Origin of the sequence: Alteromonas sp. KUL17, assembly GCF_006538305.1 — a bacterium.
In the GTDB taxonomy this organism is placed as follows: Bacteria; Pseudomonadota; Gammaproteobacteria; order Enterobacterales; family Alteromonadaceae; genus Alteromonas; species Alteromonas macleodii.
Map to the genome: position 1 here is coordinate 57,437 of NZ_BJKJ01000006.1, position 19,391 is coordinate 76,827.

The window sequence follows — 19,391 nt, forward strand, 5'->3', positions numbered from 1 at the left end:
CCCATGTTTGGGGCTTTCTTAAATCATAAATTTAGTTCGCTGGGACTAAATGTAAATAGCTATTGTTTCACGCCTTCAACGTGAAGCTCTAATTCTACCGTTTGCGACGCTGGGCCTAAATCATAGTCGATGCCATAATCTTTAAGTGCAATCGTCGTTGTGCCCATAAAGCCTGCACGATAGCCGCCCCATGGGTCTTTGCCTTCGCCAATCTTTTTGGCTTCAATTGTAATAGGCTTTGTTACACCATGAAGCGTGAAGTCACCCATTACATCCATCATGCCATTGCCTTTATCGACAATTTTTGTGCTGACAAACTTCGCCTCTGGAAAGTCGTCAACGTTTAAGAAATCGTCGCTCTTAAGGTGCTTGTCACGCTCTGCGTGGTTTGAGTCGATACTGTCGGTATCGATAGTCACCATAATTTTTGCTGCACTAGGTGCTGCGTCGTCGTAACTAAAAGTGCCTTTAAAATCGTTGAAGCGACCAGTAAGCCACGAGTAGCCCAAGTGTTGAATTTTAAAGTTGATAGACGCGTGGGCGCCTTTGCTATCAATCACATAATCTGCGGCGTTAGCGGTGCTTAAAGACAGCGCAGCGGCCAAGGCAAGTGTTAACTTCTTCATCATTTCTCCTTTTTCCTCAATATCATCGAAGCCGTAACATCTGCTTCAGTGTGTCATCGTTACTAATAAAGTGGTGTTTCAGCGCAGCCAGCGCGTGAATGATCGCCAATACAATCACCGACCACGAAATATAAAAATGGGTCTCTCCTGCAATGTCTTCTTGATTTTCAAAGAACTCGCCCATTGCAGGTACAGAAAACCAATTAAATACGTCGATGCTTCTTCCATCGGCCGTTGAAATTAAATAGCCGCTCGCGAATAGCGTGATAATCAAGGTGTACAAAAGCCCATGACCTATGCGACTTAACCTTTTTTCTAACGGGGTGCCATGTGACGGCGGCCGTGAAGTAACAACGCGCGTGACTAAGCGAATAACAGTAATGGCAAGCAAAATTAATCCAACACTCTTGTGCCAATGCGGTGCCGTCTTATACCAGTCGCTGTAATATGTGAGGTCGACCATCCACAGCCCTGAAGCAAACATGCCGACAATGGCAATGGCAGATATCCAATGCAAAATAACTATAGGTCTGGACCATCTTGATTTCATATCACTTCCGTTATTACTTACTTGCAATCAGGTTGTTTAGACCTTCAGTTAATGCGTTATCTCAAACGCTAAATGACCGCTGAAAAAACACCTCATGCATCAGTTGAATCTAGTGTATTTCTAATTACGTTGGCTAAACATCACATTTAATGGGAGTGTTCGTTCTTGTTTTTAGAACGAATGTACAGCAAACAACCCACCAAACCTGAGTCGCGACACGGTTAGTTTTCGAAGACGCGTCGTTTAATGGTCGATAAAATGCGCTAAACACCTCTATTAAACGCGCTAAATACTCTTATAGTTTAAATAGGCAGTAACAAAAGTGACTGCTTTGCTTCAATGTTGTTTAGTTCAATAGAGGTTGTACGCTTTGCGCGTTTCGTACGTTTTGTTGGCCGTTATTCTGCCAGCGTTATTTTCATCACTAGTATCCGTCTCCGTATTGGGAGAGGGAAGAAGTGTGCAAAATATTGCGGGGCAGTCGAACAGTGCAAATACGCTCTCAACCCTCATTAGCGAATGGGAAAGCTCCGCTTTTGAAGTATCTGACGACGACATTGATGATGGCATTTCGTTTGTCGACATCACCAGCGGCTTGGAAAAATACCGGTTTTCGGCTGGTAAAACGATTGATGCAAAAGCCTTTACTAGGCAGCGCGATAACATCATTCGAGGGCCACCTTCTTTCACTTAATCACTAAAAAACTGAATTTTTTATTTTTGATTAGGAGAAAGGTATGCACGCCTTAAATCTATATAAAACCGAAGCTATCGATACATTGGCATGGCCGGTTGTTGAAAACACCATTACTGTAAAATCATCTGCTATGGCGGTCTTCACTGACTTTAAGCAGCACTTACCACACGTTATTGATGCTCGAACTCCAGCGACGAAAATAGAGTCGATTATGCGTCAGTCTCACGTTCGTATGATGCTGGTGGTAAACAGTGAGAACCGTTTCATTGGTATTGTGACCAGTCACGATGTCGGTGAACAGCAAATCATTCAGCGTGTGAGCGAGCTTAAGATTAAGCGAGAAGAGCTCACTGTTCATGATTTCATGCGTCCTAAAACCTCGCTCATGTCGTTCGATTTCAGTGAGCTAATACGTTCATCAGTGGGGGACGTGATAGAAACACTCAAAGACTACGGGCAGCACCATTGCCTTGTCATGGACAGAGACAGCCATGAAATTCGTGGCGTAATCAGCGTAAGTGATATTGCTAGAGAGCTGCGTTTGCCGCTTGATATACAGGGCCGCCCTACGTTTGCTGAGCTTATCAACATTCTTGCTGCTTAATTTTCAATTTTCCCAATACTGAACCATACTTTGACTATGCGTTGTTTCAAAACAACACGTAGTCAAAGGCATATATCGCCTTAACGGTATTTGCTAGCTTAATATTTTATCGAAGTAGTTAGGTGGTTATATGCAGTATGCTCATGGCGAATTTATTATTACACGCTGTGGTGATGCGATGCTAACGCAAGCTTATGGGCCGTGGAACAGAGAGTGTGTAAATAGCTTTGCCAGTGAGTATCGCACGCTTTCCGAGTGCTTACATGGGAAAGCTTGGTGCGATATTGTTAGTGTTGTTGGCGAATCACTACTCATTCCTGATGCTGAAGCGCTGCTTCACGAACGTGTGGCTTCGGTAAATCCCATAGGGCTCACTCATGTGGCATTAGTGATGGGAGAGTCAAGCGTTCGAGCAACCACGCAGGCGCAACTTAAACGCGTGTATCGCGATACCAATATTGATTATATTTTTATGGATTCCATAGAAGATGCTGTTGATTGGTTGTCTTCAAAAGGATTTTCCGTCGATAAAGATGGCATCGATTTGCATCGTGAGAAAGTAGCAATGAAGCTGTAGATAAAACTTGGTACGCATTTCGCAACGTTTCATAACATCTGTATAACATTGTTCGATGAAACGAGGCGATATTATGAATAGATCACTATTTCCTACCAGCGTTGTTACGAAAGCCTTCACTTGGGCATACCAGGAACTGGGTTTAAATATCAAGCAAGCTTCTGAAATATTGGGTATTTCTCCATCTTCTTTGGCGCAGACTACGTTACTTGGGTTTGAGAGTGGCACATCAGAGTACAGAAAGCAGCTCGCTTTTATTCGTATGTATCATTTACTCATTTCATTGTCAGATGGGGACAGTGAGCAAATGAAGGCGTGGTTTAGCAGTTACAATATAACGCTGGGCGCGACCCCTTTTGAAATGTGCAAAGCGTATGACGGCATTGAGAGCGTTGCCGATCAGCTTCGCAAACTGAAGCAGTCGACTTATGGTCGAGAGCGCACACTCGCCGTTGTTGAGTTTTCTCATAAGGAGCACGTTGAAAAGGCAGGTGCAAGGCTTCACTAAGCCACTTACTTAAGCGCTTTCGTCAATCGATTTTATAAAGTCTGCGCACGCTTGCACCTGAGTAACTGGGATCATGTGGCCAGCGCCAGAAATAATTTTGTGTACCGCACTTCCTATTGCCTTTGTTACCGCGGTGATGTGCTCATCGGGCCTCAAGATAGTATCTTTTTCACCATACAATACCCCAACAGGGCATTGAATCTCTTCATAACGAGTTTGCTGACGGTGCAGACTGCCCTGCGCAGATACTGTATCTCTGCTACCTTCATAAAAGCTTCGAGAGTGAAGCGCTAACAAACCACCGCCTTCAGTTGAAAAGGACGGGGGGACAGGTTCGGGGTGAAAAATTTGTGCGACTTGTTTTCTACCTAACTTTGCACGCAGTGGACTGGCAATGGTTTTTGCAACACTGCTGCGTACCCATTCATTGGGTATGTAAAGCACCGAAAGAGGCCCGGCACCACCTTTTAGTGGTGTAGTTAACGGGCATAGAAGCGAAACCGATTTTATTTTGTCAGGTGCATCGATTGCCATCCTCAGTGCAATTCCTCCTCCCATTGAATGCCCAGCGATGCTCGCACTACCTATTCCCTCTTTTTGCATCCACTCGAGTATCATTTTACTTTGCTGTTCGAAGCTGGCGGATGTGCTTTTGTAGCGGCTCGAAAATCCGCTGCCTGGACGATCAACGGTATATACCGTGTAGTGGGAAGCGAGGGTTTTTGCTAATTCGCTAAAATTGTTACTATTGCCAAGTAAACCATGAATCAGCACAAGCGCCGGACCGTTTCCTTGCTTTTGCCAGTGAATAATTCCACCATCAACAGGCGTAAGTTTTCCTGATGGTGTGAATGAAGCTTCGATATTGCTGTCCATTTTGGCGGTAAACCAAATAAGCGCTACAAAGATACAAATAATGATGAGCAATGCGATGATCATGTTTTATGTCCAAAATAAGGATAAAAAACAACCTATCGGTTAACGCAAAAATGGTCAAGTAAGCAGTAGTGATAGTGACCTATAGATGTAGGGCCGCTAGTGCTGCAACGTTAACGTGGTTACGCTATGACGTATTAGGATTTGAGATGGAATTAATAATAACCCCTTCTATCGCGATAGATGAAAGCGAAGCTGAATTGCAAGCTATTCGAGCACAAGGTAGCGGTGGGCAGAATGTGAATAAAGTAAGTAGCGCCATACATTTACGCTTCGACATAAATGGATCATCGCTGCCTGAAAAGCTGAAAGAAAAGCTACTTCAGCTTAAAGATAGTCGCGTTACCAACGACGGTGTTTTTGTGCTTAAAGCGCAAAATTATCGAACGCAAGAACAAAACAGAGAAGATGCGCTAGCGCGACTTGTTGCGTGGATAAAGGCTGCGACAATTGAACAAAAACCGCGCATAAAAACAAAGGTGAGCCGTGCGGCAAAAGCACGTCGTGTAGATGTAAAAAAACAACAAGGTGCTAAAAAATCTATGCGTAAGAAAGTGGAATTTTAAACAAAACTAATCTAAAGTATAAAGCCTTATAGATGTCATTTCGCAAGACAACGGAAAATTCTTACAATAATAAATGAATGTGTCTTGTGCTTATGCTAATTATTGGAACTTAGGGAAGCATACAAAGTGACGCGTTCGAACGTTATTCCTATGGTGCTATTTGCAGCCATAGTGGTTTCGCTTGGGATTAATACACCGCAAGCCGCAAACGAGATTATTGCTCGTTTGTTCAACAAATCTATTTCTAATACTGAACTACAGCCTTCACAGGCTGATGTTGACCGTTTTCAGTCTATTTTAACTGACAAGTCTGAGAAAGAAGTACGAGCTATTTTAGCTCAGCGTGCACTTGGTAATAAAATTACCGAGTCTGTTCTTTCAGATTTTGCCGATAAAAATGCGATAGAGCCAAATGAAAGCGAAATTCAATCTGCGTATTCTGTAATAAAATTATGGACCGTTGATTTGGACAGCGATGGCGCCTATCAAGATGAAGAGCTAGAGCGTTACCGTTTGGCAATGGCGGAAGGCATGGCAAAAAGCTGGAAAGTATCGAAAGCCCTTTACGAAGCGTACGGCGGAGATGTGGTTTTTCAACAGGATAACCCGTTAACACCAGTAGGAGCTTATCAAAAACTGTTTGAACAGTATCGCGAAAAGGGTGAGTTTGTTATTTACGACCCTGCTTTCAAAGCTGCGTTTTGGAGTTCAGTTAAAATGAAATATGCCAAAACTTACGACCCAGATAATATAGATTTTTCACTTCCCTGGTGGGAAAAGAGCATGACTGCTTCAGAAAAATAGTTCGAAAAGCCCTGTTTTTACAGGGCTTTTTTAATTCTTTTAAAAAAATCAAACTCAGTGCGGAATAAAAACTTTTCTTCAATCGTTATCTCAGTGTCCTTTATGAAAAACGGAGATAAACGGATGAAAAAGTTAAATACTGCAATTGCACTGGCTTTAGGTATCGCGTCAACGTCTGTGTTGGCTCAAGAAACCACGTTCTCTGCTAACACATCAGCTAATGCGTCGACTTCTGCATCGCTTTCACTAACAAGCGGTGCAACTACACAGTCTGCAAATCAGGTTAATACACAGACTTCTGCCGAGGGCGAAGCATCTACGCAGAGCCAAATGTCCACCGAGAGCTCAGCCGATACCGGTGAACAAATATCCGCAAACCAAACAAGCAACGATCTATCTGCCGATCAGGGAGTGAGTCAAGTTTCTGCAACATCAGATATGGCGAACTCGATAACTTCGCCAGTGGCAGGCGCACTGACAAGTAGTGTGTCTGGGTCATTATCTGTACTGTCATCAGCGTCTGGAAATGCACAACAAGTCGATGGAGCAGAAAGTGAAGCAGAAAGTACAGCGCAGACAGCGCCAAGCTTGGCATTGAACCAAATCGGTTCGCTAACAAACAATGGTGCGGAAGATACCGCAGGAGGTTCGCTAGCTGGAAGTGTAAGTGGTGCACTAAACAATACTGCAGAAACAGCAGCAGGTAGTACCTTATCGAACACGGCTGACAGCGCGGCTGCAGGCACCATCGAAAGTGCGGTAAACGGCGGCGTAGCCAATACAGCAGCCAGCACCGTAGCAAGCTCAGTGACCAGTTCTGTAACCGGAACGGTTGGCACCGCTGTCGAAGGAACAATTACTGACACGGTAGGAAATACGGTAGAAAGCACGGTAGAAGGCACGGTAGCAAGTACGGTGGATAGCTCTGTAGAAGGCACCGTAGCAAGCACGGTAAATAATACCGTGGCGAGTTCGGTTGAAAGCGCCGTAACAAGCACTGTAAACGACAACGTAGCTTCAAGTATTTCAGGTGCGCTTGGCCTTTAATATAAAGGCCTAAAACCACTAGGTGGGCGTAGAGCAACTTTGAGCTAGCACGTTAAATAGCCACCTTAAAGTCTGAGTGCGGCTTGTCTAAATAGAAAGGCAAGCCGCTATTTAAGGTCTAGGCTGCAGGTGCGAATACACTGCCTCGCTATCGTGCATTCCTTAAAGCGAGCACCTCAAGTCAAATCTCACGTCTCTCCTTAAAAACAGCGTTCGCTAAGTTTCACTTTCTCTGTGGTAGGTAACAACAATGAATACGCAAATACTTCAACACTCATCAACAACAAACAGCCTTATTCGTGGCGGCCGCAAATGCCTATCGCTGTCCGTGGCAGCTGTTTTACTCGGTAGTAGCGCTGCTTATGCGGGCTCTTACAGTCACTCGCACAATGATGAAGATGCGAATCATACAAACGCAAAACACCAAACGATTTCACTCTCAGGGTCTGGCTATTTAGGGTACCGCTCTGATAGCAATGTGAGCGTTAGCGAGCTCGATACGAATTCAGATGTGGCCGACGACGCGGTACAGTCAGAAGCTCAGATAAAGGTGCTGGTGAAGCCCACAGCGAAATGGGAAAATGTACTGTCGGTAAGTCAGGCGAATACCAACTATCAAACGCTAAGCGAGTTCGATCTTGGCCTTACCACACTGTCCGCTAGCACCAGCTATGCGTTTGACTTCGCCAAACTAGGAGCGCACTACTATCACGCTAGCGCTGAGCTAGACGGACGTGACTTCCTCACCTATCAACAATCTGGATTATCTGTCGGAAAATTGTTGGGGCAGCGCACTTACTTGCGTGTTAGTAGCGACCTTATCGATAAACAATTCGAGAACACGCCTGAAGGTGCGCCAATTCGAGATAGTGAAGCAGCTGCTGTGCGCAGTGACCTATTTTACTTCTTCGAAGGGGAAGACTTCTTCCAAATCGCACTTAAGTATCAAAATGAAGATGCCCAAAATAATGTGTTCGATTACACCGGTATTGGGATGGATCTAGCGTACACCTATCCTCTAGCGGTGTTTAGTAAACCCTTGAAGCTTACGGTTGCCTATCAATTAGATGTAAGAGATTACGCCTCAGAACAAGATGGAGGTATAGGCAGGGAAGACGACAGACACGTTGTTGAGATGAGTGCCGATTACGCCATTCACAACAATGTTGATATTAAACTGTCTACGCAATATGGAGACTTTGCTTCTAGTGTCGATGGCGCAAATTATCAAGAAACCATTGCTGAGTTAGGCATTAACGTTCATTTTTAGTGGGCGTTAATATAAATTCTATAATGAACAGCACGCTTAATTTAAGGCAGCACACCAAAACCGAATACGCTGTCTCGTCCGGGAGCCCCTGCATCTAAAGCTAGCTGCTGAAGTTTCAACAAGGCAGCGTTCCTTTCTTGTTTTTCGCGCAAAAAGCATGCATACAAAGCGGTGGCGCGCGGTGAAGCCATAGAGGTTCCCGTTTGCCTGATTGTTTTTCCATTAGGATGTGCGGCATCTACCGACACGCCAAACGCAGCAAAATCAACGTAATCCCCTTGGTTTGCCCACCGGTAAATTACATTAGATTTATCAACGGCGGTAATGCCTAATGTTTCTGTATAAGCCGCGGGGTACAAGGGTAAAGAGGCTGGTCCCTCGTTGCCCACCGCAGCAATGATTTGAATACCGCTCTTATCCAATTGATTTATGACCCGCGCTAAAATAGGGTTGTCGGGACCTGCAAGACTCATGTTTATGGCGTCTACCTGCTGTGATGCAAGATAGTTTAAACCTTCAATTAACGACATTAGCGTAGCGCCTTGGCTAACGCTATTACGCGAATAAAACACACTGGCGTTAAATACCTGGCTAGACTTAGGCAACGACGCCGCCAATAGGCTGGCTACTGCGGTACCGTGGTCTGACGAAAAGGCAACGTCAGTTTCGCTGCCAGCATTGCCATCTTGCTCCTGATTTCCATCTTGATTATGACCGACAATAAAAGACGCTTGCGTTAGATTAACGTGTGAGAGCAGTGGGTGATTGGACGCTACATGAGTATCAACCATTCCAATGCGCAGTGGGGTTGGACAGGTGTCCAGCTTTTCACTGCTTATCTCTTGAAAAGACCCGTTCGAAGTGGGCTTGGTCTGTGATAAATAAATATGATTTCGACCAATTTGAGACTGCAAATTATGGGGCAAACTGTTGCGAATAGACGACACATCATCCTCATCTCCTGTGACTTTAACTTTAAAAAGCCACTGAGAGAGCGCGGGCAAAAACTGAGCTTTTTGTATTTCAATATTGGCACCTTGAAAATGTACTTTGTCGGCTTCTTCCCCTAGGAATAGCCACTCCTTTTCGACAGCCAGAAAGCCATTTTCAACCGTTACTTCATTAACAACTACCTGGCCTGAAGTCGATAAAATAGTGGTTGCTGCAGGAGCGATAAATTGGGGGGCAGGAATGTCGCCTAGTACGCCCGACGCCACTGTTGATAAGTCTCTGGCGCCTTCGATAGATGATTGCGCTTTTCGTCTTGCTTCCTCGCGAATGGCGCTTAGGTCGGAGGAGGTTCGATCAATTATCGGACGCACAGGAGACACCACTTGATTCAATGTTCCTGCTAGTTGGGCTTGTGATGTTGGTGCCGCAATCAAACTCAAAATCGCCACAATGAGTGTGTACTTCATTTTACTACCTTTACGTTAACGTTGGGGCAGATCGGTGCCTAAAGAAGGAATGGCATAAATTGTGCCATAGCCTCTATTAGAAGCCTGTGGTCCATTGTGCACAAACGTTGTTCTAAATGTGCGTTAAAGGCGAACAGGCATTTACCACTACCTTACAGTGTAGTGACGATTAGACAGAAGAAAAATTCCAATGCGACCCTTTAGACTATTAAACATTCGCCTTGTCTAGATGGCTCACAGACCGCTGCAATACAGTGCAGTAAAAAAATAGGTCTTAGTACGTGGAATAAAAACAAAAGTGGCTCGTTAACAGACTAGAGATAACGGGAAACCTCACAAAGGTACATGAAAATGAAAGATGAGTTGACTGAACTCGTCCCGTCATTGCGAAAGTTTGCATATTCGTTGACGGGTAACATGCATGATGCTGATGATTTACTTCAGAACACGCTTGAACGGCTATTGAGTAAACCGCTTCCTGAGCAAGTTACATTAATGGCTTGGGCATTTAGAGTGTGCCGCAACTGTTGGATAGACGAATACAGAGCGAAGAAAGTTAGAACCAATGCGACTGATGCCCTTTACTATGAAGCGCAATCGGCGAATAGCTGCAATGACATAGATGACGCTATAACGCAGACAATTACGCTTAAACAAGTCTCAAGCGCTATGGATGAATTACCCTGTGAGCAAAGAGAAACCCTTTCTTTGGTTGCTGTACAAGGGATGAGTTACGCGGATGCTTCTGAAGTGTTGCAGGTACCGACGGGCACCATTATGAGCCGTCTTGCCAGAGCGAGAGCAAAAATATCAAACTTACTAAATGGTCAAAACGAGGTGCTATCGTGATCTTAACTGACGAAAAACTCTCAGCATTTTTAGATGGAGAGTTAGATACCGCTGAGATGGATCTGGTTCGTGAAGCGATAGCACACGATGTTACCGTCTCTGACCGACTCGCCGCACTTGCAGAAGTGGATAGAGTTGTGAAGGTGGCTGCTGAAAAAGCGACAGCAGTGGCGCTGCCCAAAGAAATCGTGGCACTTTTGAATGATGAAAAACCGTTAAGCCAGGCAAGCGACGTACAGGTATCCGATACAAGCTTAGCCAGCGTAAGCGCCGCAAATCAAAGCTCCGTAAATCAAAGCTCTGCGGAAAACGTTAAGCCGTTTCCAAAGAAAGCGAATTCAACTAATAGTGCGCCACATAAACAAGCGAAGTGGAAGGGGCCTTTTGCAATAGCTGCGAGTGTGGCGGTATTAGCGGGCTTAGTGTTCTTTAATCAACAGGGCGCTGAAACAACGCAGCCTTCTCATTGGGCGAGAGTATCATCGGTACTCGACAGTAACCTAACTGGCGAAGCAACAACTTTTGATTCGGGCGTGACGGTTACGCCGCAGTTGTCTTTCGTAAATACGGAGTTTAACTACTGTAGACAGGCTGAAGTCGCATCGAGAGATGAACTAAATGTAATGATTGCTTGTAAAGATAAGCAAGGTGCGTGGCAGCTTGCCGCTAGCAAATTGGACGAGCTAGGTGAGAATGCAGGTCAATATCAAACCGCCACTAGCGCTAAAGTAATGGAGGAAGAGTTAGACAAAATGATGGCGTCTGCGCCATTAAACCGAGAGCAAGAGAAAAACGCAATTGAAGCAACTTGGCTAGCTGACAAGGCCGAAGGAGTAAATGATGAAAACTAAAATTATGTTAGTACTTGCGGTATTAATTATGGCGGGCTGCGCCAGTCAACCCGATTATAGACAGGCCAAAAAAGGCGGCTTTGGCTACACGGAAAGTAAGTTGAGTGATACCCAATATCGCGTGCATTTCAAAGCGAAGGGATCTGATAAAGGCAAGGCGATGGATTACGCCATGCTCCGTGCTGCCGAGCTTACGTTATTAGAAGGTTACGACTGGTTTGTAGTGACTGACCGAGAGACCTTAGTAGATAAAGAGACCGTGCAAACCACACCTACCGCAGGCTTTAGCCAGCGATATGCACGGGTTACCGAGTGCGGTGTGCTCACTTGCAGAACGTCTTATCATCCTACTACCCAATTCGAAACGGGTGTGTTTGTAGGGGGCTCTCAGCAAAGTGAGATCGAAAGTATCTTGAGCATTGAGATAGGCAAAGGTACGCGTCCAACGTCGGCAACGAGCTTTGACGCAAGGGAAGTTCGCGATAACTTACAGCCTAAGACGGAAGAGTGATAAAAAATCAAAGGGCATAACCTCCCTTGACTACGACACAAATAAAAAGGGCCGCTGCATTATGCAGCGGCCCTTTTAGTAGCAGTAAAGATTAACAACATAGTGATACCAGATTGTTATACTGCCAGTGTCTTAATTCATATAATGAAGAAGGCGATTAATTAAAATAACCATCGACCTCTTTTTCAGCTTCGTCACGGCTTTTGCCATAAGCTTGTTGAATCTTACCTACTAGTTCTTCACGTCGACCGTCAATTACATCTAGGTCGTCATCGGTAAGTTTGCCCCACTTTTGCTGCACCTTACCTTTCATTTCTTTCCAATTACCTTCAATACGATCACTGTTCATAACTTGCTCTCCTTATCCAAACAATTGGTTGAAAAAACTGGCGGAATAATTGGCCAGTTATTTTCTTAGCAGCAAATGCTGTTCCATTGTGTAGGTGTATGAAAGTATTGAATTTGTTGTTTATGAAAATTCTGCCGTACTGTTGTTTCTTATGCAGAATTTACAAGTTCTTGCAAAGGCTACAGGAAGCATAGTCATCAACTAGGCCAAGGTTTTAGCATACGCTTCACTGTCCTGTCTTTTTTCTATTTTATGTTGATCTTCGCTGCGGCCTTTCTTCCAGTAGCTGCTAATGTAAATATTCTCGTGCGCCACGGATTTTTCGTCCTTGAGCCATGCCCGAATCGCCCGCATATCAGAAAATTCACACGCCACCCAAACTGTGGGGTTTCCGTCGAGCCAAGTTAACTGGTCAAGGCGGGAAGGTAAAGATTGCTCATGTTCCCATATCACCGTTACTCCTTCGGGCTTTTTAAGTGTAACCGCATCCTTCTCGTCTTCAATTTTAATCACGGCGTAGCCTTTGGTTTGCACAGGAAGCTCGGCGAGGTGATTTCTAATACTAGGAAGCGCTGTCATGTCGCCAGCCAACAGTATCCAATCATATTGCTCGCTGAGTCCCTTACTAGAACCGGGCCCTGCGAGCGTGATGATGTCGCCAGGCTTTGTACTTGTCGCCCATGCCGACGCAGGGCCAGTTTTACCACCATCGGCATGGATAACCATATCCAGAACCATTTCAGGCTTCTCTGCGTCAAAGTGCGCAACCGTATAGGTGCGCATTGCCACTTGGCTTGTGTCTGCGGGGCGTTTCAGCGGGTTTCCTTCTAGGTCGAACATAAGTTTAATGTACGCACCTGCAATAACCGAGGGAAAGGTAAGAAGGTCTTCCCCACTAAGGTGTACACGCTGCATATTTGGGGTAATTCGGACTGATTGGGTGACAATAGCTCTGCGAGGTTGCGGTTTAGACATTAGCTTACTCCTGTGATCTTGAGTAGCCATTCTATTTGGAAATAATTCTCATTTCCATTTATGAGGGTGAAATGATCAGGATTGTTTAGTTCTATTTTTTAGATTAATTGACCGGTCTTGAGAGAAACTAATACAAATAAAATAGATAGGTTTACGGCGGATTAGTACTATAACAATAAGCGAGGAATACGCACTGGAAAAGGGAAGATTGGAGCAAAAGAAAAGGGGCTAAAATGCCCCTTAAAAAACCACAACATAACTTGGAAAACACATTTACACACCACAAAGACGCACACTCAACGACTTCATGTATAAGTTAAGATAGCCTAATTATAAAAAGGTTCCGCTTTTTTAAAAATAAAAGGTAAAAAATAAATACCTTTGAAATAGGCGTATTCCTGTCACCTGTCAGGCTGGCATTAATTCGCTAAGGCCTGTTTAGCTTTGATGACGAATTGGGTCAAATGTATAGCAACGATTAACAGGCCCTAGCCAACGTGTCTTATTCTTCGCAATGTTATGTAGACGACGCACGTGGTTGCTGCGATGAGCGCTGACGCTATAGCGAACGGAAGCGCGATGTCCAGTTGGTACATGAAAGCTGCCAGTGGTGGACCTATTACGTAGCCCATGGCAGTAGTCGCTGTAATTAACCCAGTGATAGTGGCTTGTTGAGAGGGGGCGCAGTAGGTCGTTGCTGCAGCTGCCAAAGATGGGTAGGCCATTCCCATACCTAAACCCATTAATGTCATGGCCGCATAAAGCATAAATAACGAATGTTGAAGAAAGAGCAGCAAGTAGGCTAAGCCCAATAGCGGAAGCGCGATAGTGATCATCGCTTCTTTGCTTATGCGGCCTTTTTGTACCCACCCAAATTGGGCTGTGAGAGACGCGGCAGCACTGACCATCATCGCGAAACCCACTTGCCGAGCAGCGTCTACGGGTGAATAGTCGTAAAAATCGATAAAAAAGAAACCCAGTGATTGCTGCATCATCGCCATTGCGCAAAATACACAAATACATGCAGCGACGAATACATAAGGTACTTTGCTAGGCGCTTGGTCATTGTCGCTAGTCTGCTGAGCGTTTTTTTGCTGAGACAAAGGCGGCAGAACAGGTAGCTTAAAATATACCAATGTAAGCGCCAGTAAGGTTAGCAACACGATGCTGTACAACGGTGCCAATAAGCCAAAACCGACTAAAAGCCCAGCGTAGGCGGGCCCCACAATTTGCCCTACGTTGCTTGCAGAGGTGACTTTGCTGATTGCACTTACTCTACTTTGGGGCGTACTGATGGCGACGGCGTAACCTACCGCAGAAGGCGGAGTTGCAGACATAATGGTTGATTGCAGACTTCGGCTTATCAACAATGCCAAAAACAAATTGGTGCCGCTTATAATGCCAGAAAATCCTGCCATCCATGCACTAGCGAAGGCAAATGTGCCCAAGCTATAACCCGACAGACCAACCATTAAAATACGTTTAAAACCCGCACGCTTAGCGACCTTGCTCCACACATTCGTACCGAACGCAAAGATAAGTGCAGAGCTAGACATAATAGTGGCAATGTGGAATTCAGAAAGGTTCGCCTGTCGCCCCATAGAAGGGAGTGTGGTAAGCATTACGCTTTGGCCAACAGACGTAGCGAGCAACGCACAAAAAAGAACTCTAAAAACGATAGTAGATGCAGACGGCGAAAGCACGCAGGTAGCCCTTTTGGTAGGCGATAAAGAAACAACGCAATTTTATCACAAATGAAGATAAAAAAATGCCCGCCAAAGGCGGGCCAAAATCAGAGGTATGTAAAGGCCGGGATGGGCCTTTGAGGGGAGAGGGTAGTCGTCGGATGACAACTCACTAATAACATCGACGACATTACCAGTGTCCTCACTATGGTCTCGCTGAAGCAACACACACGTACATTCAACGAATCCAAATTGGGTCAACAATCCCTTGCTGCACGAGACATCACTGTCGGTGCTTGCGATGTAGGTACTCAGAGCTTGTTTGCAATCCTTATGAAACAAGTACCTTGCATCCTGCGAGTTTAATTAGGTTGTCTTTTACCTAACCTCATCATCGACCAGCAATTTAACGAATCTTCTACAGGCATCCATTAGCTACAATACTGACACATCCGTTTTTCCTTGGTGACACACTCCATGCACTTCCCATGTCGTCACCTTCAGTATTTGTCATCTACGCAATTTGGCCTCTCCGTCGCTAAAGCTGTCCTAGCTACAAACTGCGTTCTGTATTTATCCGTTAGTCTAATGTATGCGTGATCTGTGCCAAACCTTAAATTCAATTTTGAATAATTTTAAATTACTGATTTTTAGTGGTTATTTTTATTTTTGGACAGCGGGTAGCTCGTATTTGAAAAACTAAGGTTGAGTAGGTATGTAGTTTTTTCTCGGTGGTGTGTAGCGTTTTACAAACACTTTTCTTTTCTCTGTGTTACTCGTCGCATTGCTCTTGATCTTTTCTAAAAATACATTAGATTATTTATATATAAGAAATATCTAATTTAATACTGTGTCCCATAAACGCTGTGGCCCATAAATGTACCCATTGTTTTTGCTAACGCAGGTAGGCGTTGTGAAATGTTCTGCAGATCAAAGGTCATGGTTTGTGAAAGTGAAGCGCCACTCAACACGCCAAGGAAACACAGTGGATGGAGTTAACCCAGTCGTATCACGATTAGAGGGAATCAATGTATTTCCTAGTAGGAGTTCATAGCTATGTTCACGGCAGTTATTGAAAAATTACTGTTCCTCTCTACCCAGAAAGGTAAGTGGGTTTATGCCGCTTTACTGTTGGCTGTTGTCTTTTGCGCTTATCAAATGCGGCTAATTACGATAGACACCGACCCAGAGAATATGCTTGAAGCCAATCATCCTGCCCGCGTCTTTCATAACGATGTGAAGCATACTTTTGCTATGCACGACGCGATAGTGGTGGGGGTTATAGCATTACCGGCCAATGACACAGCCACTCATAATGCTGCTTTAAGTACCAATAAAGGCATCTACACACCAAACAACCTGCAAGCAATAGACGGTGTTACCCAGCAAATATTAAACACTGAGGGGGTTATTGCTAGAGATGTCATGTCGTTCTCAACAGTGGACAATATTACTCAAGGTGACGACGGTGAGCTCAAGTTCTCTTGGATGATGTCACAAGCCCCATCATCGCAAGAGGAAGCAGATTACATTGCCAATGCTATTGCACGCCTTCCAATGTTACAGGGGAGCCTGGCTTCTTCATCACACAATGCTGCGGCTATCTATGTGCCCATTAAAGATAAAAATGAGAGCTTTCGTATTGCGGAAGACATTCGTGCCTATATTGGCGCGAATACAATAAACGAAACATTGCAGTGGCACATAACAGGACTCCCTGTTGCTGAAGATCAGTTCGGCGTTGAAATGTTTATTCAAATGGCAATTTCAGCGCCAGCTGCGGGACTAATGATTTTTATCCTCCTCTTTGTCTTTTTCCGCAATTTTACGCTGATTACCGCCCCGATGGTGGTGGCAATGGCAACAGTAATTATCACAATGGGGGCGCTAATCGGCTTAGGTTTCACTGTGCACATCATGTCATCGATGATTGCCATATTTTTGATGCCTATCGCTGTTGTTGACTCGGTGCATATATTGTCTGAGTTTTCAGACCGCTATAAACCAGGTCAAAAGGCCGATGAAGTGATTACCACAGTGGTTGAACACCTATTTCAGCCGATGCTGTTTACGTCGCTGACCTCTGCGGCAGGGTTCTATTCACTTATGCTAACTCCCATTCCACCCGTACAGATTTTCGGTGCTTTCATTGGCTCAGGTATTCTGTTGGCTTTCGCTATTACGCTTACCTTTATACCTGCTTATATATCAAGAATGTCGCCAGAGGCGCTCGCAAAATTACAGTCTGCACTGCACGCCGATGCCAATACCTCATCAATGAAAACAACATACTTACAGCGATTTGTGTACGGTATTCGCACCCTGGCGCTAAATTATAAAGGGGCATTACTCGTTGCGTTTATGGTGATTTCAGCGGTATCAGTGTGGGGTATTTTCCAAATACAAATTAACGATAATCCTGTGCGCTGGTTTAAAGAAAATCATGAAATTCGCGTAGCCGATAAGGCGCTTAATAAGGAGTTTGCGGGTACGTATAACGCGTACATTGTTATTGAAGATACCCGCAAGCTGAAAAGTGCAGGTGAAGTACTGCAAAGTGCAGTGTTGCCCCCTTCATTAGATGAATGGCGTGAAACAACCCTCGATACACTAAACAATGAAAATGCCGGCAATAATTTTGAGACTCTCGCATTTGCCGTCGATGATGCATTATTCGGTGATCTTGATAGCGACGAATATGACGCTTTAAATCGATTGCTTTCAAGCATTGATGAAATTAAAGGCACAAGCAAAACGTTTCAACAGCCCGATAATGTAGCGCTGCTTTCAGACCTGCAAAATTACCTAAGCACTCAAACGCTGGTGGGTAAAACTCAGTCCCTCAGTGATGTGATTAAAGTGGTTAACCGAGAGCTGCATTCGGGCAATGACAGCGACTACGAGTTACCTAATACTCAGCCGGCGATAGCTCAGACGCTCTTGCAATATCAGTCCTCTCATAGGCCTCAAGACTTGTGGCATTTCGTGACACCAGACTATCGGAAAACCTTGGTGTGGCTACAACTATCCAGTGGTGACAACCAAGATATGACAAAGGTAATTGAGTTAGTCGAATACTACTTCGCTCAACACACACTGCCTGATGGCCTGACATATCAATGGGCAGGTAAGGCATACCTAAATGTGGTGTGGCAGGACAACATGGTTGCAGGCATGTTAGACAGCTTACTTAGCGCCTTCATTATTGTTTTTGTGATGATGGTATTGCTGCTGCGCTCACTGATACTCGGTGTATTAGCCATGCTGCCCCTTACTATAACTATCACCTTTATTTACGGTGCTATTGGCATTGTAGGTAAAGATTACGATATGCCTATTGCCGTGCTTTCAGCCCTGACATTGGGTTTGTCGGTAGACTTTGCCATTCACTTTCTGGCTAGAGCCAAAGAGATTTACAAGCAAACGGATAACGTGAGTAAAACGTTTGATGCCATGTTTGAAGAGCCTGCTAGCGCTATTACTCGTAATGCGCTGGTCATCGCGCTTGGCTTTACGCCGCTGCTTTTAGCACCACTTGTGCCTTACATCACCGTGGGCATTTTTCTGGCAAGTATCATGTTTATTTCAGCACTCGTTACGCTGCTAGTGTTGCCAGCTGCTATGACGTTGCTTAAACGTTGGGTTTTCAAGGAGGCCTAAAATGCGTATTTCCATATTATCAGTGTTCATTTGGCATCGACCAAAAATACGAAACCTTCAAAGCATGTTCAGGGGCCTTGTTGCGCTATTACTTATATCGGGTAATGGATTCGCTCAAGCCTTGGCAACCCAAAGCGACGAAAGCAGCAGTAGTATCGATGTTGCTGAAATCGTTAATAAGGCTGAGCAGGCGGCGTACTACGCGGGCAATGACGGACGTTCAATGGCGAGAATGCTCATTGTAGATGAGCAAGGTCGAAAGCAAATGCGTCAGTTTACTATTCTGCGCAAAGATGTGCCGAATGAGGCAGGTGCCGACACCGGCGATCAACGTATGCTGGTTTTCTTTAGCCGTCCTACTGAGGTTGAAGGCACGGTATTTCGCGTTGAGAAGCATGCGGCGCTTAATTCTGATGACGACCGTTGGTTATATTTACCGGCTTTAGACTTAGTAAAGCGAATCGCCGCAGGCGATAAACGTACATCGTTTGTTGGTTCTCATTTCTTCTATGAAGATGTTTCCGGCCGCGCAACAGCGCAGGACAGTTTTGAGCTGCTTGAACAAACCCAAACTCATTATCGCTTAAAAGCGACGCCTAAGGACACAGCGCTCGTAGAGTTCAGCCACTATGTAGTAGAGATAGACAAAGACACTTATTTGCCCACCTTAATTAACTTTTATAAGGGTGACAATAACTACCGCCGCGTTGAAGCTTTAACTATTGAGACTATACAGGGCAATCCTACTGTGGTGAGAAGTAAAGTGACGGACCTTGTATCAGGTGGCTATACCCTTATGGAATTCAGAGGGATTGAATACGACATAGGTCTTCCAGATAGCATATTTAGTGAGCGTAGCCTACGTGTGCCACCGCAACGCTATATTAAATAACACAAACTTGAAAAAG

The 19,391-nt window shown here is 44.8% G+C and carries 20 protein-coding genes; 13 read left to right on the plus strand and 7 right to left on the minus strand.

The window, feature by feature from the left end; all coding sequences use genetic code 11:
- Positions 1-59 precede the first annotated feature (59 nt).
- Together KUL49_RS07450 and KUL49_RS07455 are read right to left on the minus strand one after the other, a co-directional pair.
- On the minus strand, positions 60-626 hold the full coding sequence (locus tag KUL49_RS07450) for a YceI family protein (protein ID WP_014951192.1): 567 nt from the start codon (positions 624-626) through the stop codon (positions 60-62).
- Positions 627-648: 22 nt separating this feature from the next.
- Complete coding sequence (locus KUL49_RS07455; protein WP_131136903.1) at positions 649-1,176, minus strand: cytochrome b; 528 nt, start codon at positions 1,174-1,176, stop codon at positions 649-651.
- Positions 1,177-1,636: 460 nt separating this feature from the next.
- On the opposite strand from KUL49_RS07455, the gene KUL49_RS07460 reads away from it, so the two are divergent.
- The 4 genes from KUL49_RS07460 (at position 1,637) to KUL49_RS07475 (ending at position 3,562) form a co-directional block, all read left to right on the plus strand.
- Entirely contained in the window at positions 1,637-1,870 is a 234-nt protein-coding gene (locus KUL49_RS07460; protein ID WP_014977718.1) for a hypothetical protein, read from the plus strand.
- Positions 1,871-1,913: 43 nt separating this feature from the next.
- Positions 1,914-2,477, plus strand: a complete 564-nt coding sequence (locus KUL49_RS07465) for a CBS domain-containing protein (RefSeq protein ID WP_014951189.1) — start codon at positions 1,914-1,916, stop codon at positions 2,475-2,477.
- Between the two features lie 130 nt (positions 2,478-2,607).
- Entirely contained in the window at positions 2,608-3,054 is a 447-nt protein-coding gene (locus KUL49_RS07470) for a hypothetical protein (RefSeq protein WP_131136904.1), read from the plus strand.
- Between the two features lie 73 nt (positions 3,055-3,127).
- Positions 3,128-3,562 carry a hypothetical protein gene (locus tag KUL49_RS07475; RefSeq protein ID WP_131136905.1) on the plus strand — a complete coding sequence of 145 codons (435 nt, stop codon included), beginning with the start codon at positions 3,128-3,130 and terminating at the stop codon, positions 3,560-3,562.
- A gap of 9 nt (positions 3,563-3,571) precedes the next feature.
- Here KUL49_RS07475 and KUL49_RS07480 read toward each other — a convergent pair whose 3' ends face one another.
- Positions 3,572-4,501: an alpha/beta fold hydrolase gene (locus tag KUL49_RS07480; protein ID WP_131136906.1), complete on the minus strand. Its 930-nt coding sequence runs from the start codon at positions 4,499-4,501 to the stop codon at positions 3,572-3,574.
- 146 nt (positions 4,502-4,647) lie between these two features.
- Between KUL49_RS07480 and arfB the strand changes: the two genes are divergently transcribed.
- The 4 genes from arfB to KUL49_RS07500 all read left to right on the plus strand — a co-directional run bounded on the left by arfB (position 4,648) and on the right by KUL49_RS07500 (position 8,185).
- Complete coding sequence (arfB, locus tag KUL49_RS07485) at positions 4,648-5,064, plus strand: alternative ribosome rescue aminoacyl-tRNA hydrolase ArfB (protein WP_014951185.1); 417 nt, start codon at positions 4,648-4,650, stop codon at positions 5,062-5,064.
- Positions 5,065-5,190: 126 nt separating this feature from the next.
- The gene (locus KUL49_RS07490) at positions 5,191-5,868 is read left to right on the plus strand and encodes a hypothetical protein (protein WP_039229119.1); all 678 of its coding nucleotides are present in this window, start codon (positions 5,191-5,193) and stop codon (positions 5,866-5,868) included.
- 123 nt (positions 5,869-5,991) lie between these two features.
- On the plus strand, positions 5,992-6,915 hold the full coding sequence (locus KUL49_RS07495; RefSeq protein WP_131136907.1) for a hypothetical protein: 924 nt from the start codon (positions 5,992-5,994) through the stop codon (positions 6,913-6,915).
- 250 nt (positions 6,916-7,165) lie between these two features.
- The gene (locus KUL49_RS07500; RefSeq protein ID WP_131136908.1) at positions 7,166-8,185 is read left to right on the plus strand and encodes an outer membrane beta-barrel protein; all 1,020 of its coding nucleotides are present in this window, start codon (positions 7,166-7,168) and stop codon (positions 8,183-8,185) included.
- A 41-nt stretch (positions 8,186-8,226) separates the two neighbouring features.
- Here KUL49_RS07500 and KUL49_RS07505 read toward each other — a convergent pair whose 3' ends face one another.
- The gene (locus tag KUL49_RS07505; protein ID WP_131136909.1) at positions 8,227-9,603 is read right to left on the minus strand and encodes a S8 family serine peptidase; all 1,377 of its coding nucleotides are present in this window, start codon (positions 9,601-9,603) and stop codon (positions 8,227-8,229) included.
- A 351-nt stretch (positions 9,604-9,954) separates the two neighbouring features.
- On the opposite strand from KUL49_RS07505, the gene KUL49_RS07510 reads away from it, so the two are divergent.
- From KUL49_RS07510 to KUL49_RS07520, 3 genes are read left to right on the plus strand one after another with little or no spacing between them, the layout of a single operon-like run.
- Entirely contained in the window at positions 9,955-10,452 is a 498-nt protein-coding gene (locus tag KUL49_RS07510) for an RNA polymerase sigma factor (RefSeq protein ID WP_131136910.1), read from the plus strand.
- Positions 10,449-11,303 carry a DVU3141 family protein gene (locus KUL49_RS07515; RefSeq protein WP_131136911.1) on the plus strand — a complete coding sequence of 285 codons (855 nt, stop codon included), beginning with the start codon at positions 10,449-10,451 and terminating at the stop codon, positions 11,301-11,303. The genes KUL49_RS07510 and KUL49_RS07515 overlap by 4 nt, the downstream gene beginning before the upstream one ends.
- The gene (locus KUL49_RS07520) at positions 11,293-11,814 is read left to right on the plus strand and encodes a hypothetical protein (protein WP_014977712.1); all 522 of its coding nucleotides are present in this window, start codon (positions 11,293-11,295) and stop codon (positions 11,812-11,814) included. The genes KUL49_RS07515 and KUL49_RS07520 overlap by 11 nt, the downstream gene beginning before the upstream one ends.
- Before the next feature lie 157 nt (positions 11,815-11,971).
- Here KUL49_RS07520 and KUL49_RS07525 read toward each other — a convergent pair whose 3' ends face one another.
- The 3 genes from KUL49_RS07525 to KUL49_RS07535 form a co-directional block, all read right to left on the minus strand.
- On the minus strand, positions 11,972-12,163 hold the full coding sequence (locus tag KUL49_RS07525; protein WP_014951177.1) for a CsbD family protein: 192 nt from the start codon (positions 12,161-12,163) through the stop codon (positions 11,972-11,974).
- 201 nt (positions 12,164-12,364) lie between these two features.
- A complete protein-coding gene (locus KUL49_RS07530; RefSeq protein WP_131136912.1) occupies positions 12,365-13,138 on the minus strand; it encodes a siderophore-interacting protein in 774 nt (257 codons plus the stop codon).
- A gap of 488 nt (positions 13,139-13,626) precedes the next feature.
- The gene (locus KUL49_RS07535; RefSeq protein ID WP_373995655.1) at positions 13,627-14,790 is read right to left on the minus strand and encodes an MFS transporter; all 1,164 of its coding nucleotides are present in this window, start codon (positions 14,788-14,790) and stop codon (positions 13,627-13,629) included.
- A gap of 1,089 nt (positions 14,791-15,879) precedes the next feature.
- On the opposite strand from KUL49_RS07535, the gene KUL49_RS07540 reads away from it, so the two are divergent.
- Both KUL49_RS07540 and KUL49_RS07545 read left to right on the plus strand, forming a co-directional pair.
- Positions 15,880-18,483, plus strand: a complete 2,604-nt coding sequence (locus KUL49_RS07540; protein WP_131136914.1) for an RND family transporter — start codon at positions 15,880-15,882, stop codon at positions 18,481-18,483.
- A gap of 1 nt (position 18,484) precedes the next feature.
- A complete protein-coding gene (locus KUL49_RS07545) occupies positions 18,485-19,375 on the plus strand; it encodes an outer membrane lipoprotein-sorting protein (RefSeq protein ID WP_131136915.1) in 891 nt (296 codons plus the stop codon).
- The last annotated feature ends 16 nt before the right edge of the window (positions 19,376-19,391 follow it).